Raw genomic sequence first — 15,788 nt, 5'->3', positions numbered from 1 at the left:
TGCCGGATGGGGTTGTTTAACATACCCGCTGTCACTCCATTGCAACGGGGGTACTGCAAATTCGGTCGCAATTATGCGAGGGCCAATTTTTGGCGAGCATATTGTAGCGCTTTCTCAATCACTTGCTCAATGCTTAAACGGGTTGAATCGAGTACTAAAGCATCGGCAGCAGGCACTAACGGCGCAACGGGGCGATTACGATCGCGATCGTCGCGTTCTTTGATCTCGGCCAAAAGGCGTTCAAAGTTAACACTAAAGCCTTTCTCCTGCAACTGCAGCATACGGCGGTGCGCACGCTCTTCAGAAGAGGCGTCAAGGAAAATTTTCACCGGGGCATCGGGAAACACAACGGTGCCCATATCGCGCCCGTCGGCGATCAGGCCCGGCGCTTCGCGGAACGCACGCTGGCGGCGCAACAACGCCTCGCGCACGCGCGGAAAGGCTGCCACCTGCGATGCCGCATTCGCCACTTCCTGAGTGCGGATTTCACCGCTAACATCTTCGCCTTCCAGAATCACTTCCAGGTTGCCATTGGTCGAGACAAAACGCACATCCAGATGCGCGGCCAGCGGAACCAGTACCTCTTCAGAGGTCACGTCAACATGGTGGTGTAACGCCGCTAACGCCAGCACACGATAAATTGCGCCTGAGTCCAACAGATGCCATTGCAACGCTTCCGCCATTGCCTTGCAAAGGGTGCCTTTACCTGCACCACTTGGCCCATCAATGGTGATTACCGGGGCAATTGCTGTCATCTTTTTCTCCTTAATCAAGGCATACCGTTACATAAACGCCGCGCATTATACGCGGCTATGCACACGATAGTTACTCCCGTGTGCGAATAACGGAATATATGAAGCTGAGTGTAGAAGAATTGTGCAGGAAGCGGGCTGATTTGCACCAGCCCGACAAGAGGGACTTATTTCTTATCAGCGGCAATGCGCTCACGGATGTGCTGAGCACGCTCCGCTGAAGGCGGGTGAGAATCAAACATCGACTTCTCAGAACCGGCATCCAGCTTCGCCAGTTTCTCAAAGCTGGTGACTAATCCCTGACGGCTGATATTACGTTTTTTCAGCAAATCATAGGAGAAATCATCAGCAGCGGATTCCTGACTACGCGAGAAAGCGGAGTTAATCATGTTCTCTGCAAGATCACCAAGCTGAGACTGAGAGAGTTGCGCACCCGCCGCACTGCTGGCGGAGATGGCGTCACGCGCAGCCAGTGTCGCATAGGCTGTCTGCATCGCTTTGCGGCTGTGGCCCAGTGCCACGTGCCCCATTTCATGACCCAGCACGGCTTCGACTTCATTGTTGGTCATCATATCCATGAGACCGCTGTAGACGCGAATACAGCCATTCGCCATTGCCCACGCGTTAACCTCTTTGGTCATATAGACTTTGTAGGTCACCGGCGTGCCATCGATATTGTTGCCCAGCGCTTTGGCGATTTTGTCGAGGCGTTTCGCATAAGTGCTGGAAGCTGGCGCCACACTGTTCTGCTTGTCCATTTCCGCACAAGACTGCTCAGAGAGCGCCTTCACATCTGCATCACTAAGCGTCGCCGCTTTGTAGGCAGACATACCGGATTTAGCCAGCGCATCAGTGTTGATGCTACCCATGTTTTTACAGCCAGAGACCAGAGTTGCCGCCATCAGGCAGCTGAAAATCATTGTTTTTTTCATAGACAGTCCATGTTTAACGAGTTGAATCGCGGGAAAGAATCCCGGGCGAATAGTAACATGGCGCAAAAGGCGGGCGACACTCTCAACAATAGCGGGTAGATCCTCCCGCCCTGGTCAGGCGGGAGAGAAATGCGTCTCAGGCAAGGGTACTAATGCGGGCCAACTGTTCAAAGTAGTCCGGGAACGTTTTGGCAGTACATTTTGGGTCGAGAATCGTCACCGGTGTGTCCGACAACGCCACCAGCGAGAAGCACATCGCCATACGATGATCGTTATAGGTCCCGATTTCCGCCAGCTGCAGTTTTGCCGGCGGCGTGACGCAAATATAGTCTTCGCCCTCTTCCACCATCGCCCCGACTTTACGCAGCTCCGTTGCCATCGCAAACAGGCGGTCCGTCTCTTTTACGCGCCAGTTATAAATGTTTCGCAGCCGGGTAGTGCCTTTGGCGAACAACGCCGCCGTGGCAATTGTCATTGCCGCATCCGGGATATGGTTCATATCCATATCAATCGCGTTCAGCTCACCGTGGGTGCAGGCAATATAATCATCGCCCCAGACCACTGTCGCGCCCATTTTTTCCAGCACATCGGCAAAGCGGATATCGCCCTGCACGCTATTGCGGCCAATACCGGTCACTTTTACCGTACCGCCTTTAATCGCGGCGGCTGCCAGAAAATAGGACGCTGATGAGGCGTCCCCTTCCACCAGATACTGACCCGGAGAGTGATATTGCTGGTTACCGCGCACGACAAAACGCTGGTACTGCTGGTTTTCGACCTCAACACCAAAGGTTTTCATCAGATGCAGGGTAATGTCGATATACGGTTTGGACACCAGATCGCCTTTAATCGTTATGACAGTGTCCTGCGGTGCCAGCGGCGCGGTCATCAGCAGTGCGGTTAAAAACTGGCTGGAGACACTGCCATCAACGCTGACATCCCCCCCCGTAAAGCCGCCATACAAGCGCAGCGGAGGGTAATTTTCCTGTTCGAGATAATCAATTTTTGCACCGCCCTGACGCAGCGCATCCACCAGATGCCCAATAGGACGCTCTTTCATGCGCGGCTCACCGGTCAGCACAATATCATTGGCGCCCAGGCACAGTGCCGCCGCCAGCGGACGCATAGCAGTACCGGCATTACCGAGAAAGAGCTCCAGTGATTTAGTCGACTGCAGCGGGCCGCCAACGCCCGTCACTTCGCAGCGGGTGCGATCGGCGGATAAGGTGTAATGAACTCCCAGCGCACTGAGGGCATTCAACATATGGCGCACATCGTCGCTGTCCAGCAGGTTGGTCAGAACGGTGGTGCCACGGGCAAATGCGGCAAGCAGCAAGGCGCGGTTAGAGACACTCTTCGAACCCGGCAGATTGATGGTGCCATCTACCCGCGCGATGGGTTGTAACGTCAGGGATTCCATGAAACTTCACTCTCTACAAAAAGAATAAAACCCCCGTAGTCCAACTACGGGGGTACGCTAAACGCGGCGATTAACCGTGGCGACGTTCGAAGTCGACCATAAAGTCCGTCAGTGCCTGAACGCCAGCCAGCGGCATGGCGTTATAGATGGAAGCGCGCATTCCACCAACCACACGGTGGCCTTTCAATGCATGCAGACCTGCAGCGAAAGACTCTTCAAGGAAGAGTTTGTCCAACGCGCTGTCTGCCAGTTGGAACGGAATGTTCATGCGAGAACGGTTAGCTTTCGCCACATCATTACGGTAGAAATCGCTGTTATCGATAACACCATAGAGTAGCTCGGATTTTTGTTGGTTAAGTTTATCCATTGCGGCAACGCCGCCCTGCTGTTTCAGCCACTTAAATACCAGGCCGGACAAATACCAGGCAAACGTCGGCGGCGTGTTGAACATCGAGTCGTTTTCGTTCAGCACGGAATAGTCGAGGATAGACGGGCAGGCCTGATGCGCTTTACCCAGCAGATCTTCGCGAACGATCACCAGCGTTAACCCGGCCGGGCCGATGTTTTTCTGTGCGCCGGCGTAAATCACGCCAAAGCGACTCACGTCGATCTGGCGGGACAAAATAGTCGAGGAGAAATCTGCCGCCACCACCACATCACCAAAATTGGGGGTTTCGTCAATAGCGATGCCGTCGATGGTTTCGTTCGGGCAGTAGTGGAGATAGGCCGCGTTACTGCTCAGTTGCCACTCGCGCATGGGTTTAACGCCACGCAGGCCATCAACAGTGATTTTTGCGTCAATGACATTCGGTTGGCAGTATTTTTTCGCTTCTTTTACTGCGCTTGCTGCCCAGTAGCCAGCATCAACGTAATCTGCGGTGGTTTTATCGCCCAGCAAGTTCAGCGGAACGCCGGCAAACTGGCCGCGCCCACCGCCATGACAGAACAGAACCTTATAGTTGGAGGGAATGTTCAGCAGATCGCGAAAATCCTTTTCTGCTTCTTCAGCCACCTGGATAAACGCTTTGCCGCGGTGACTAATTTCCATCACCGATGTGCCAAGCCCTTGCCAGTCGCACAGTTCCTGTTGCGCCTGTTTGAGCACATCCGCCGGTAACATTGCCGGGCCAGAACTAAAATTAAAGACCTGAGTCATTTCCCCTCACCACGCTATAAAGCAATAAGTTATTCCTGTGACATCGGTTTTATCATCCAGCGCCACAGGCCGCAACGGGTAATAGCCGCGGGGAAGAAGTTGTGCGCTAAATCACATAGCAGAAAGTTTTGTATTGCCCAAAGAGTCCCGATAAAAACCCTGTTATGTGATGCGAATTGCCCGGCTGGCCTTCGACCATTCCGGATTTGCACATCGTGGGCAATTTTTCTTTTCATTGGCGCGTAAAGAGACAATCTTACTGCAGCGCACACAGACATATTCTCCGTCTTCAGGCGCCTTTTTAAAACGCTCGCTGCAGCCTTCCGGCAAAATGCACAGGCCGGGCTTCACCTCTTCATCAGCATAATAATAAACACTGAGTTGCCCATTGGTTTCCATAATCGCCAGGCGAACCTGCCCTAGCTGTTCAACGCCATTGGTGCGCAACTCCATAAAAAACTCAAACTCCGTCAGGTTCTCTTCATGTAACTTTTCCCATGCCAGTTCACCCTCTTTCACGATCACTACGGGTTTACCCTCCAGTAAATCTTCCAGCTTTTCACTGTGCGACATCAGCCACATTACCAACCGATAAAGCACTGCCAGAGTGATAAACACCACTAATACCGGCAGCATCGGTACATCATCGTAGAAGGCGACATCCCCGGCGGCTGACCCCAATGTCAGGATAATCAGCACCTCAAACAGCGACATCTGCCGCACACCGCGGCGTCCGGTAATTTTGAGAAATAAGAAGACCAGAACAAAGGTATAGAGACTACGCAGCGCGACCTCCCCCAGAAAATCAAAGGGGACCTTGTCAAGCGCCATGCGATGCAGGTCAAATGCTTTCATTTTTTGTGCCTGAACAGTGAGTTATTTTCCATAAGCATAGCCAGAAGTTTTATTTTCGCCGGGCTGGCGTCGAAGATAGCGTCAGTCACGCAAAACCCGTATCATTGCGCGCTTTACGTACGAAAAAAGTGACTGCCATGACTCAAACATTTATTCCCGGCAAAGATGCCGCGCTGGAAGATTCCATCGCTCGCTTTCAGCAAAAGCTCACCGATCTTGGTTTTAACATCGAAGAGGCCTCCTGGCTGAATCCGGTTCCGAACGTCTGGTCTGTGCATATCCGCGATAAAGAGTGCGCGCTGTGCTTTACCAACGGCAAAGGCGCCACCAAAAAAGCCGCTCTGGCTTCCGCGTTGGGCGAGTATTTCGAACGTCTGTCCACCAACTATTTCTTTGCTGATTTCTGGCTGGGTGACGCCGTCGCACAGGGTGAATTTGTTCATTACCCGAACGAAAAATGGTTCCCACTGCCGGAAGACGACAGCCTGCCGGAAGGTATTCTGGATGCTCGTCTGCGCGCCTTTTACGATCCGGAGAACGAACTTGCCGCGGGTATGCTGGTTGATTTGCAGTCCGGTAATGACGCGCGTGGGATCTGCGCCCTGCCGTTCACCCGTCAGTCCGATGAGCAAACGGTCTATATTCCAATGAATATTGTCGGTAACCTGTATGTCTCCAACGGCATGTCTGCAGGCAACACCCGCAACGAAGCCCGTGTTCAGGGGCTGTCGGAAGTCTTCGAACGTCATATTAAAAACCGCATTATTGCCGAGAGCATCAGCCTGCCAGAAATTCCGCAGGAGGTACTGGCACGTTATCCGGGCGTGGTGGAAGCCATCGCTAAACTGGAAGCGGAAGGTTTCCCAATTTTTGCTTATGACGGCTCGCTCGGCGGCAAATACCCGGTGATTTGTGTCGTGCTGTTCAACCCGGCTAACGGCACCTGTTTTGCCTCTTTCGGTGCGCACCCCGACTTTGGCGTAGCGCTGGAACGTACCGTAACCGAATTGCTGCAAGGCCGTGGTCTGAAAGACCTGGACGTCTTTACCCCGCCAACCTTTGACGATGAAGAAGTGGCGGAGCATGCCAATCTTGAAACGCACTTTATCGATTCCAGCGGTCTGATCTCCTGGGATCTGTTTAAACAGGATGCCGACTACCCCTTCGTTGACTGGAGCTTTGCTGGCACCACGGAAGAGGAGTTCGCCACCCTGATGGCGATCTTCCAGGCCGAAGATAAGGAAGTGTATATCGCCGATTATGAGCATCTTGGCGTGTATGCCTGCCGCATTCTGGTACCGGGTATGTCCGACATCTATCCGGCCGAAGATCTCTGGCTGGCAAACAACACCATGGGAACGCATCTTCGCGAGACTATCCTCTCTCTGCCGGGCAGCGAGTGGGATAAAGAAGCCTATCTTGATCTTATCGCCCAGTTGGATGATGAAGGTCATGATGACTTTACCCGCGTGCGTGAGCTGCTGGGTCTGGCGACAGGCAAAGACAATGGCTGGTACACGCTGCGCATTGGCGAACTGAAAGCGATGTTAGCCCTGGCAGGCGGTGATCTGGATCAGGCACTGGCCTGGACCGAGTGGACTATGGAGTTTAACGCCTCGATCTTTAGCGCCGAGCGCGCAAACTACTACCGTTGCCTGCAAACGTTATTGCTGCTGGCGCAGGAAGAAGACCGTCAGCCATTGCAATATTTGAATGCGTTTGTACGCATGTATGGCGCACAAGCCGTTGAAGCCGCCAGTGCGGCGCTGAGTGGTGAAGCACCGTTCTATGACCTGCAACCCGCAGACGGAACATTGCAAGCCTTCCCGGCGCATCAGTCTTTGTTAGCCGCTTACGAAAAATTACAACGCGCCAAACGTGCGTTCTGGTCGAAATAGCGACAAATAGCATGACAATCTGTAGGCTTAATGAAAGGTCTACGCTATATTACGGGGCAATTTTATTGCCCCTTTTTATTTATTTTTTGGCAATGAGCGCCGTATGTAATATTTAAGTTAAAGTTGGGTAAATATTAATATCATCCTAAACTAATATTGTTAATACCTATGGCAATTACTCCATTTTAATTAACTGTTTCCCGGGAGGCGGAATAAAAAAATTCAACTCATTTTGCAATTTTTAAAATTTATTTTTATTTGGATAATCAACAAGTTACTCCGCATTCGTAGAAAAACCACGCTCTTTGCGGTCCTATAAGCCAGGCGAGATATGATCCATATCAAATTCTCTTCTATAATGCTTTGTTAGTATCTCGTCGCCGACTTAATAAAGAGAGAGTTAGTGTGAAAGCTGACAACCCTTTTGATCTTATACTTCCAGCAGAGATGGCCAAAGTTGCCGAAGAAGCTGGTGTCTATAAAGCGACTAAACATCCGCTTAAGACTTTCTACCTGGCGATCACCGCAGGGGTATTTATCTCCATCGCTTTTGTTTTCTATATCACTGCTACCACCGGTACAGCGACGATGCCGTTCGGTATTGCTAAACTGATTGGTGGTATCTGTTTCTCACTGGGTTTGATTCTTTGCATCATTTGCGGTGCGGATCTGTTTACCTCGACCGTGCTGATTGTTGTAGCGAAAGCCAGTGGCCGTATCACCTGGGGGCAGTTGGCCCGTAACTGGATCAATGTCTATGTCGGCAACCTCGTAGGGGCACTGCTGTTTGTACTGCTGATGTGGTTATCTGGCGAGTATATGGTTGCCAATGGCGGGTGGGGCTTAAACGTGCTGCAGACCGCAGACCATAAGCTGCACCATACATTTGTCGAAGCTGTTGCACTGGGTATCCTGGCAAACCTGATGGTCTGCATGGCCGTGTGGATGAGTTATTCCGGCCGTAGTCTGATGGATAAAGCGATGATTATGGTGCTACCGGTTGCGATGTTCGTGGCCAGTGGTTTTGAGCACAGCATCGCAAATATGTTTATGATCCCTATGGGTATCGTAATTCGCAACTTTGCGAGCCCGGAGTTCTGGACCGCAGTCGGTTCAAGCCCGGAAAATTTTTCTCACCTGACAATAATGAACTTCATCACTGATAACCTGATTCCTGTAACAATTGGGAATATCATAGGTGGAGGATTATTAGTCGGGTTGACATACTGGGTCATTTACCTGCGTGGCAACGATCATCATTAATGGTTGTTTCAGGCAGTAAATAAAAAATCCACTTAAGAAGGTAGGTGTTACATGTCCGAGCTTAATGAAAAATTAGCCACAGCCTGGGAAGGTTTTGCGAAAGGTGACTGGCAGAATGCAGTAAACGTACGCGACTTCATCCAGAAAAACTACACCCCGTACGAAGGCGACGAGTCCTTCCTGGCTGGCGCAACTGACGCGACCACCAAGCTGTGGGACAAAGTAATGGAAGGCGTTAAACTGGAAAACCGCACCCATGCGCCAGTTGATTTTGACACTTCCGTTGCCTCTACCATCACTTCTCATGACGCGGGCTACATTAACAAAGCGCTGGAGAAAATCGTTGGTCTGCAGACTGAAGCACCTCTGAAACGCGCCATCATCCCGTTTGGCGGGATCAAAATGGTTGAAGGTTCCTGCAAAGCGTACAACCGCGAACTGGACCCGGCCCTGAAAAAAATCTTCACCGAATACCGCAAAACCCATAACCAGGGTGTATTCGATGTTTACACCAAAGACATCCTGAACTGCCGTAAATCTGGCGTTCTGACAGGTCTGCCGGATGCTTATGGCCGTGGCCGTATCATTGGTGACTACCGTCGCGTTGCGCTGTACGGTATCGACTTCCTGATGAAAGACAAATATGCCCAGTTCCAGTCTCTGCAGTCTGACCTGGAAAATGGCGTTAACCTGGAAGCGACAATCCGTCTGCGTGAAGAAATCGCTGAACAGCATCGTGCTCTGGGTCAGATCAAAGAGATGGCCGCTAAATACGGTTGCGATATCTCTGGTCCGGCTACCAACGCTCAGGAAGCTATCCAGTGGACCTACTTCGGCTACCTGGCCGCGGTTAAGTCCCAGAACGGCGCTGCAATGTCCTTCGGTCGCGTATCCACCTTCCTGGACGTGTACATCGAACGTGACCTGAAAGCAGGCAAAATCACTGAACAAGACGCGCAGGAAATGATTGACCACCTGGTCATGAAACTGCGTATGGTCCGCTTCCTGCGCACCCCTGAATATGATGAGCTGTTCTCTGGCGACCCGATTTGGGCAACTGAATCTATCGGCGGTATGGGCGTTGACGGCCGTACTCTGGTTTCCAAAAACAGCTTCCGCTTCCTGAACACCCTGTATACCATGGGGCCGTCTCCGGAGCCGAACATCACTGTTCTGTGGTCTGAAAAACTGCCGCTGAACTTCAAAAAATTCGCTGCTAAAGTCTCCATCGACACCTCTTCTCTGCAGTACGAGAACGACGACCTGATGCGTCCGGACTTCAACAACGACGACTATGCGATTGCTTGCTGCGTAAGCCCGATGGTTGTGGGTAAACAAATGCAGTTCTTCGGTGCGCGTGCTAACCTGGCGAAAACCATGCTGTACGCTATCAACGGCGGCGTTGATGAAAAACTGAAAATGCAGGTTGGTCCGAAGTCTGAGCCAATCAAAGGCGACGTGTTGAAATTCGACGAAGTGATGGATCGCATGGATCACTTCATGGACTGGCTGGCTAAACAGTATGTCACCGCACTGAACGTCATCCACTACATGCACGACAAGTACAGCTACGAAGCTTCTCTGATGGCGCTGCACGACCGTGACGTTATCCGTACGATGGCATGCGGTATCGCAGGTCTGTCCGTTGCGGCTGACTCCCTGTCTGCTATCAAATATGCGAAAGTTAAACCGATTCGTGACGAAGACGGTCTGGCTATCGACTTCGAAATCGAAGGCGAATACCCGCAGTTTGGTAACAACGACGCACGTGTCGATGACATGGCGGTTGACCTGGTTGAACGTTTCATGAAGAAAATTCAGAAACTGACGACTTACCGCAACGCGATCCCGACCCAGTCTGTTCTGACCATCACCTCTAACGTTGTGTATGGTAAGAAAACCGGTAACACCCCGGATGGCCGTCGCGCTGGCGCACCGTTCGGACCGGGTGCTAACCCAATGCACGGCCGTGACCAGAAAGGTGCTGTTGCCTCTCTGACCTCCGTTGCCAAACTGCCGTTCGCCTACGCTAAAGATGGTATCTCTTACACCTTCTCTATCGTTCCGAATGCGCTGGGTAAAGACGACGAAGTACGTAAAACCAACCTGGCAGGCCTGATGGATGGTTACTTCCACCATGAAGCCTCCATCGAAGGTGGTCAGCATCTCAACGTGAACGTTATGAACCGCGAAATGCTGCTCGATGCGATGGAAAACCCGGAAAAATATCCGCAGCTGACCATCCGTGTATCTGGTTACGCAGTACGCTTTAACTCCCTGACTAAAGAACAACAGCAGGACGTTATTACCCGTACTTTCACTCAGACCATGTAATGGTATTGACTGAAATCGCGAGATAAAAAGCGTACAATAAAGGCTCCACGCAAGTGGGGCCTTTTTAACACCTGAAGTAGGCTCTGTCAGCCATCTATTATTGCTGGATATCTGCCAGAACAGACTTAGTGCAGAAGGAATCAAACTGCGCAGACACAGGCCCCGGATGGGCCATATCTGGAGAAAACACCGCAATGTCAGTTATTGGTCGCATTCACTCCTTTGAATCCTGCGGCACGGTCGACGGCCCGGGCATTCGCTTTATTACCTTCTTCCAGGGCTGCCTGATGCGCTGCCTGTATTGCCATAACCGTGATACCTGGGACACGCACGGCGGTAAAGAAATTACCGTTGAAGAGTTGATGAGCGATGTCGTCACCTACCGCCACTTTATGAACGCTTCCGGGGGCGGTGTTACTGCCTCTGGTGGTGAAGCCATCCTGCAGGCAGAATTTGTCCGCGACTGGTTCCGCGCCTGTAAGAAAGAAGGTATTCATACCTGCCTCGACACGAACGGCTTTGTGCGCCGCTACGATCCAGTGATTGATGAATTGCTGGAAGTGACCGACCTGGTGATGCTCGATCTGAAACAGATGAACGACGAAATCCACCAGAATCTGGTCGGGGTTTCTAACCATCGCACGCTTGAGTTTGCCGAGTATCTTTCGAAGAAAGGCATCAAAGTTTGGATCCGTTACGTCGTGGTGCCGGGCTGGTCAGATGATGACGATTCTGCCCATCGGCTGGGGGAGTTTACCCGCGATATGGGTAACGTTGAAAAAATCGAGCTGCTGCCCTATCACGAGTTGGGTAAACACAAGTGGGTGGCGATGGGTGAAGAGTACAAGCTGGACGGTATTCACCCGCCGAAAAAAGAGACTATGGATCGCGTCAAAGGCATCCTGGAGCAGTACGGACATAAAGTGATGTACTGACAGAACCGGAGACAAAAAAGCCACAACAGCGTGTATGTTGTGGCTTTTTTATTGCTGCCGATCAGGCATGAGCCACCGGCGTCGGATGATGTCCTGCTTTGCGCATCAGCATCATCAGATAGATAAATGAAACGCCAGCAATCATAATAAACAACAGGCTGTCGGAATAACTCTGCATTAGCATCGCTGTCAGGGTCGGCCCCAGCAGACTGCCAATCGTATAGCTCAGCAGCAACGCCTGATTCATTGCCACAAGCTGGTGGTGGTCCACTTTTTCACATGCCCACGCCATCGCCACCGGATAAAGCGTAAACCCCGCCGTACCCAGCACAAACAGCGCCGGTGCCATTGCCGCATTACTTAACATGGCGAAACAGCCCATGATCACCACAAAAACTTGTACGCGCAGCACCAGCAAACGACCAAAACGGTCGGCCAGGCGGCCAATGGGCCATTGCCCGATGATGCCCGCGCTGACCAGCAACGCCATCCAGAACCCAATGCCCGAATCGCTAATCCCCTGATGTGACAGATAGAGCGGCATCAGGCCGTAAAGCGAGCCCAGAATGATCCCGGAAATGATACAGCCGTTGACACCCAGACGAGCCTGGCGCAAACGCAGCATTGGCCACATTGAGGTCGCGCCCTGCTCTTCACTCTGCGGATTCACAATCCGGGTGAAGAGCAGCGGCAGGATGGCCGCAAGCACCAGCCCGGTGACCCACGGCAGTACGCTCATCAGGTCAGTCGGCAGTTTACTGACCATCAACTGGCCCAGCACTGTACCGACATAGTAAACCATCATATAAGCCGCCAGCAGACGCCCACGGTTACGGGAAGTGCCGCTGCACATCAGGCCGCTCTCAACCACAACCCATATCATGGCGCAGCCAACACCGGCGATAAAACGCCAAATCATCCAGCTCCAGAAGCCCACCATGAGCCCCAGCCCGACGCAACCTGCGGCAAAAATCAGCGAAGCAATGTAGTAGCTACGGTTAAAACCCAGACGGCGAATCAAACGACCGGTTAATAATGTGCCAAGCAGGTTGCCCGTAAAATAGGAGGAGCCGACCATACCGACCTGCCAGGTGGGCAAATCTTCATGAGCGAGCCAAAGGGGCACGAGCGTATTCAGCGTCGCGATCGCCAGCGTCAACAGCATCAGGCCACAGAGCAGAAACAGCACTGGCCGGGTATAGGTGGTCATGGGTAAAAACCGTGAGGAAGTTCAGAAGTCGTGCGCATCATGCCACCGGCAAAAACATTGTCAATCCACCGTTTTTAGGCACTGACACGATTTGCACCACGACGATTGATAAAATTCATCCAGCCCTGACAGCAAACAATAAAAAACCAACTCATCTCATTGATTATGAAAATAAATAGCTACCATATAACGGAAATATCGGTCGAAAAAATTCATGATGAAATTTGCGCAGAAGTCGCTGAATACCGGCCGTAAAAAAGGCGCCCGCAGGCGCCTTCAGATATTTAGCAAAAGCTGATTAACCGATGTACTCAAGACCTTTCATATAAGGTCGCAATACTTCCGGTACTTCGATACGGCCATCGGCCTGCTGGTAGTTTTCCAGCACGGCAACCAGGGTGCGCCCCACCGCAAGACCGGACCCGTTCAGCGTATGCACCAGACGGGTTTTCTTGTCGGATTTGCTACGGCAACGCGCCTGCATGCGGCGAGCCTGGAAATCCCATACGTTGGAGCAGGAGGAGATTTCACGGTAGGTATTCTGCGCCGGAACCCAGACTTCCAGGTCGTATGTTTTGCAGGCGCCAAAACCCATATCGCCAGTACACAAGAGAATTTTGCGGTACGGCAGGCCCAGCAGTTGCAATACTTTTTCAGCGTGACCAGTCATCTCTTCCAGCGCCGCCATTGAGTCTTCCGGGCGAACGATTTGCACCATTTCGACTTTATCGAACTGGTGCATGCGGATCAGGCCACGGGTATCACGACCATAAGAACCCGCTTCAGAACGGAAACATGGCGTATGCGCGGTCATTTTGATCGGCAGATCGTCTTCATCAATGATCTCATCGCGTACCAGGTTGGTCAACGGTACTTCCGCTGTCGGGATCAGCGCATAGTTGCTGCTATCAGCTTCTTCTTCCAGCGGACGGGTATGGAACAGGTCGCCGGCAAATTTCGGCAACTGACCGGTACCGTACAGCGTGTCCTGGTTCACCATATACGGCACGTAGTTTTCTGCATAGCCGTGCTCTTCGGTGTGAAGATCGAGCATGAACTGCGCCAGCGCGCGATGCATGCGGGCGATCTGACCTTTCATCACAACAAAGCGGGAACCGGTCAGTTTTACCGCTGCGGCAAAATCCAGCCCGTTGTGCATTTCGCCCAGGGTAACATGATCGCGCACTTCAAAGTCGAACTGACGCGGAGTGCCCCAGCGACTGATTTCAACGTTGTCGTTTTCATCACGCCCGGCCGGTACGCAGTCATCCGGAATATTCGGAATAGCCAGCGCGATATTGCGGATTTCGCTCAGCAGGGTTTCCAGCTCGGCTTTTGCTGCATCCAGCTCTTCACCCAGCTTGTTGACTTCCAGGCGTAATGGCTCGATGTCTTCCCCGCGTGCCTTCGCCTGGCCAATGGATTTCGATCGCGAGTTGCGTTCTGCCTGCAGATTTTCAGTATTGACCTGCAGGACTTTACGACGCTCTTCAAGCGCACGTAATTTATCTACATCCAGCTTAAAGCCCCGGCGTGCCAGTTTTTCAGCGACTGCGTCTGGCTCGGTACGCAGCAGATTGGGATCGAGCATGCTTTTCCTGTGCTTATCGAATTGAAATAAAAGAGAGTGCGACCGCAGGCTGCGGTCGGCGATATACAGCAGTAACCTTACCGCAACGCCCGCACTAGCGGTAGCGTTTTATAGGGCTTTTATGATCCTGCTCGGCGAGCCAGGCGAGCTTTTCGCCAATCTTGCCTTCAAGCCCCCTGTTCGTAGGGTGATAATAGCGCGTTTGTGCTAACTCCTGCGGGAAATACTCTTCGCCAGCGGCATAGGCATTCGTTTCATTATGCGCATAGCGATACTCCTGTCCGTAGCCCATCTCTTTCATCAGCTTCGTTGGCGCATTGCGCAGATGGACCGGGACATCATAGTCCGGCTTATCCCTCGCATCCGCCAGCGCCGCTTTAAACGCCGTGTAGACCGCGTTGCTCTTCGGCGCACAAGCGAGATAAACAATCGCCTGCGCGATAGCACGCTCCCCTTCTGCTGGCCCTACGCGGGTAAAACAATCCCAGGCGGAAAGAGCGACCTGCATAGCACGGGGATCGGCATTACCGACATCTTCTGATGCAATCGCCAGGCAACGCCGCGCAACATACAACGGATCGCCACCTGCCGTAATGATTCGCGCATACCAGTAAAGCGCCGCATCCGGCGCGCTACCGCGCACCGATTTATGCAGTGCGGAAATCAAGTCGTAAAAACGATCGCCTTTGTTATCGAAACGCGCGCTGCGTTCGCCAGCGATCTCGGTCAACAGTTCCGCTTTCAGTACGCGTTTGCCAGTGCTGCCCAGCTCGGCCATATCGGCCATCATTTCCAGCGTGTTGAGCGCACGCCGCGCATCTCCATTCACCAGCTCAGCAATCGCTCGCCGGGTCTCATCGGGCAGTACAATATCCTGACCGCCGTAACCGCGGGATTTATCTTCCATTGCCTGCGTCAATACTTGCTCAATCTCCTCAGTAGCGAGGGATTTCAGCAAATAAACACGCGCACGAGAGAGCAGTGCCGAGTTGAGTTCAAAGGAGGGATTCTCAGTGGTCGCGCCGATAAACGTGATGGTACCGTCTTCAATATGCGGCAGAAACGCATCTTGCTGGCTTTTATTAAAACGGTGGACTTCGTCAACAAAGAGGATGGTGCGCCGACCGGCATTACGATTCTGGCGCGCGCGCTCAATGGCTTCGCGGATCTCTTTTACGCCGGAGGTGACCGCCGAGATACGCTCCACGTCCGCACTGGCATAGCGGGCTATTACCTCCGCCAGCGTCGTTTTTCCGGTGCCCGGCGGCCCCCAGAGGATCATCGAGTGCAGTTGCCCGGCTTCAATCGCACGCGGCAGCGGTTTGCCTGGCGCCAGAAGATGCTGCTGGCCAATATATTGCGCTAAATTTTCTGGCCGCATACGTGCGGCCAGAGGTTGAAACGCATTATCGGAGAAATCGAGCGACATGTTGCTCATGCGC

12 protein-coding genes are annotated in these 15,788 nt (G+C 52.5%); 4 read left to right on the top strand and 8 right to left on the bottom strand.

The window, feature by feature from the left end:
- Window positions 1-71: 71 nt before the first annotated feature.
- The 5 genes from cmk to RTX30_RS07710 form a co-directional block, all read right to left on the bottom strand.
- On the bottom strand, window positions 72-755 hold the full coding sequence (gene cmk / locus RTX30_RS07730; protein ID WP_312688593.1) for a (d)CMP kinase: 684 nt from the start codon (window positions 753-755) through the stop codon (window positions 72-74).
- Window positions 756-919: 164 nt separating this feature from the next.
- Window positions 920-1,684 carry a M48 family metallopeptidase gene (locus RTX30_RS07725; RefSeq protein ID WP_312688591.1) on the bottom strand — a complete coding sequence of 255 codons (765 nt, stop codon included), beginning with the start codon at window positions 1,682-1,684 and terminating at the stop codon, window positions 920-922.
- A 136-nt stretch (window positions 1,685-1,820) separates the two neighbouring features.
- Complete coding sequence (aroA, locus tag RTX30_RS07720) at window positions 1,821-3,104, bottom strand: 3-phosphoshikimate 1-carboxyvinyltransferase (RefSeq protein WP_312688589.1); 1,284 nt, start codon at window positions 3,102-3,104, stop codon at window positions 1,821-1,823.
- A gap of 70 nt (window positions 3,105-3,174) precedes the next feature.
- Window positions 3,175-4,260 carry a 3-phosphoserine/phosphohydroxythreonine transaminase gene (serC, locus tag RTX30_RS07715; RefSeq protein WP_312688587.1) on the bottom strand — a complete coding sequence of 362 codons (1,086 nt, stop codon included), beginning with the start codon at window positions 4,258-4,260 and terminating at the stop codon, window positions 3,175-3,177.
- Between the two features lie 162 nt (window positions 4,261-4,422).
- Window positions 4,423-5,115, bottom strand: a complete 693-nt coding sequence (locus RTX30_RS07710) for a DUF421 domain-containing protein (RefSeq protein ID WP_312688585.1) — start codon at window positions 5,113-5,115, stop codon at window positions 4,423-4,425.
- Window positions 5,116-5,252: 137 nt separating this feature from the next.
- Between RTX30_RS07710 and ycaO the strand changes: the two genes are divergently transcribed.
- From ycaO to pflA, 4 genes are all read left to right on the top strand, one after another.
- A complete protein-coding gene (ycaO, locus tag RTX30_RS07705; protein ID WP_312688583.1) occupies window positions 5,253-7,013 on the top strand; it encodes a 30S ribosomal protein S12 methylthiotransferase accessory factor YcaO in 1,761 nt (586 codons plus the stop codon).
- A gap of 405 nt (window positions 7,014-7,418) precedes the next feature.
- Window positions 7,419-8,276, top strand: a complete 858-nt coding sequence (focA, locus tag RTX30_RS07700) for a formate transporter FocA (RefSeq protein WP_312688581.1) — start codon at window positions 7,419-7,421, stop codon at window positions 8,274-8,276.
- A gap of 51 nt (window positions 8,277-8,327) precedes the next feature.
- Window positions 8,328-10,610 carry a formate C-acetyltransferase gene (gene pflB, locus RTX30_RS07695; RefSeq protein ID WP_312688579.1) on the top strand — a complete coding sequence of 761 codons (2,283 nt, stop codon included), beginning with the start codon at window positions 8,328-8,330 and terminating at the stop codon, window positions 10,608-10,610.
- Window positions 10,611-10,804: 194 nt separating this feature from the next.
- Window positions 10,805-11,545, top strand: coding sequence for a pyruvate formate lyase 1-activating protein (gene pflA, locus RTX30_RS07690; protein ID WP_312688577.1), 741 nt, complete (start codon window positions 10,805-10,807; stop codon window positions 11,543-11,545).
- A gap of 61 nt (window positions 11,546-11,606) precedes the next feature.
- Here pflA and RTX30_RS07685 read toward each other — a convergent pair whose 3' ends face one another.
- The 3 genes from RTX30_RS07685 to rarA all read right to left on the bottom strand — a co-directional run bounded on the left by RTX30_RS07685 (window position 11,607) and on the right by rarA (window position 15,784).
- Window positions 11,607-12,755 carry an MFS transporter gene (locus tag RTX30_RS07685; protein WP_312688575.1) on the bottom strand — a complete coding sequence of 383 codons (1,149 nt, stop codon included), beginning with the start codon at window positions 12,753-12,755 and terminating at the stop codon, window positions 11,607-11,609.
- Between the two features lie 298 nt (window positions 12,756-13,053).
- Window positions 13,054-14,346, bottom strand: a complete 1,293-nt coding sequence (gene serS, locus RTX30_RS07680; RefSeq protein WP_312688573.1) for a serine--tRNA ligase — start codon at window positions 14,344-14,346, stop codon at window positions 13,054-13,056.
- Window positions 14,347-14,440: 94 nt separating this feature from the next.
- Window positions 14,441-15,784: a replication-associated recombination protein RarA gene (gene rarA / locus RTX30_RS07675; RefSeq protein ID WP_312688571.1), complete on the bottom strand. Its 1,344-nt coding sequence runs from the start codon at window positions 15,782-15,784 to the stop codon at window positions 14,441-14,443.
- Window positions 15,785-15,788: the final 4 nt, after the last annotated feature.

The organism is Kosakonia sp., assembly GCF_032052965.1.
Classification (GTDB): domain Bacteria; phylum Pseudomonadota; class Gammaproteobacteria; order Enterobacterales; family Enterobacteriaceae; genus Kosakonia.
Note: the sequence above shows the minus strand (reverse complement) of the source record. Positions and strands in the feature narration are given on the sequence as shown.

Excerpts from the sequence above, each read along its gene's own strand:
- cmk (WP_312688593.1), bottom strand. The coding sequence starts at position 755 with ATGACAGCAATTGCCCCGGTAATCACCATTGATGGGCCAAGTGGTGCA.
- RTX30_RS07725 (WP_312688591.1), bottom strand. The coding sequence starts at position 1,684 with ATGAAAAAAACAATGATTTTCAGCTGCCTGATGGCGGCAACTCTGGTC.
- aroA (WP_312688589.1), bottom strand. The coding sequence starts at position 3,104 with ATGGAATCCCTGACGTTACAACCCATCGCGCGGGTAGATGGCACCATC.
- serC (WP_312688587.1), bottom strand. The coding sequence starts at position 4,260 with ATGACTCAGGTCTTTAATTTTAGTTCTGGCCCGGCAATGTTACCGGCG.
- RTX30_RS07710 (WP_312688585.1), bottom strand. The coding sequence starts at position 5,115 with ATGAAAGCATTTGACCTGCATCGCATGGCGCTTGACAAGGTCCCCTTT.
- ycaO (WP_312688583.1), top strand. The coding sequence starts at position 5,253 with ATGACTCAAACATTTATTCCCGGCAAAGATGCCGCGCTGGAAGATTCC.
- pflB (WP_312688579.1), top strand. The coding sequence starts at position 8,328 with ATGTCCGAGCTTAATGAAAAATTAGCCACAGCCTGGGAAGGTTTTGCG.
- pflA (WP_312688577.1), top strand. The coding sequence starts at position 10,805 with ATGTCAGTTATTGGTCGCATTCACTCCTTTGAATCCTGCGGCACGGTC.
- RTX30_RS07685 (WP_312688575.1), bottom strand. The coding sequence starts at position 12,755 with ATGACCACCTATACCCGGCCAGTGCTGTTTCTGCTCTGTGGCCTGATG.
- serS (WP_312688573.1), bottom strand. The coding sequence starts at position 14,346 with ATGCTCGATCCCAATCTGCTGCGTACCGAGCCAGACGCAGTCGCTGAA.
- rarA (WP_312688571.1), bottom strand. The coding sequence starts at position 15,784 with ATGAGCAACATGTCGCTCGATTTCTCCGATAATGCGTTTCAACCTCTG.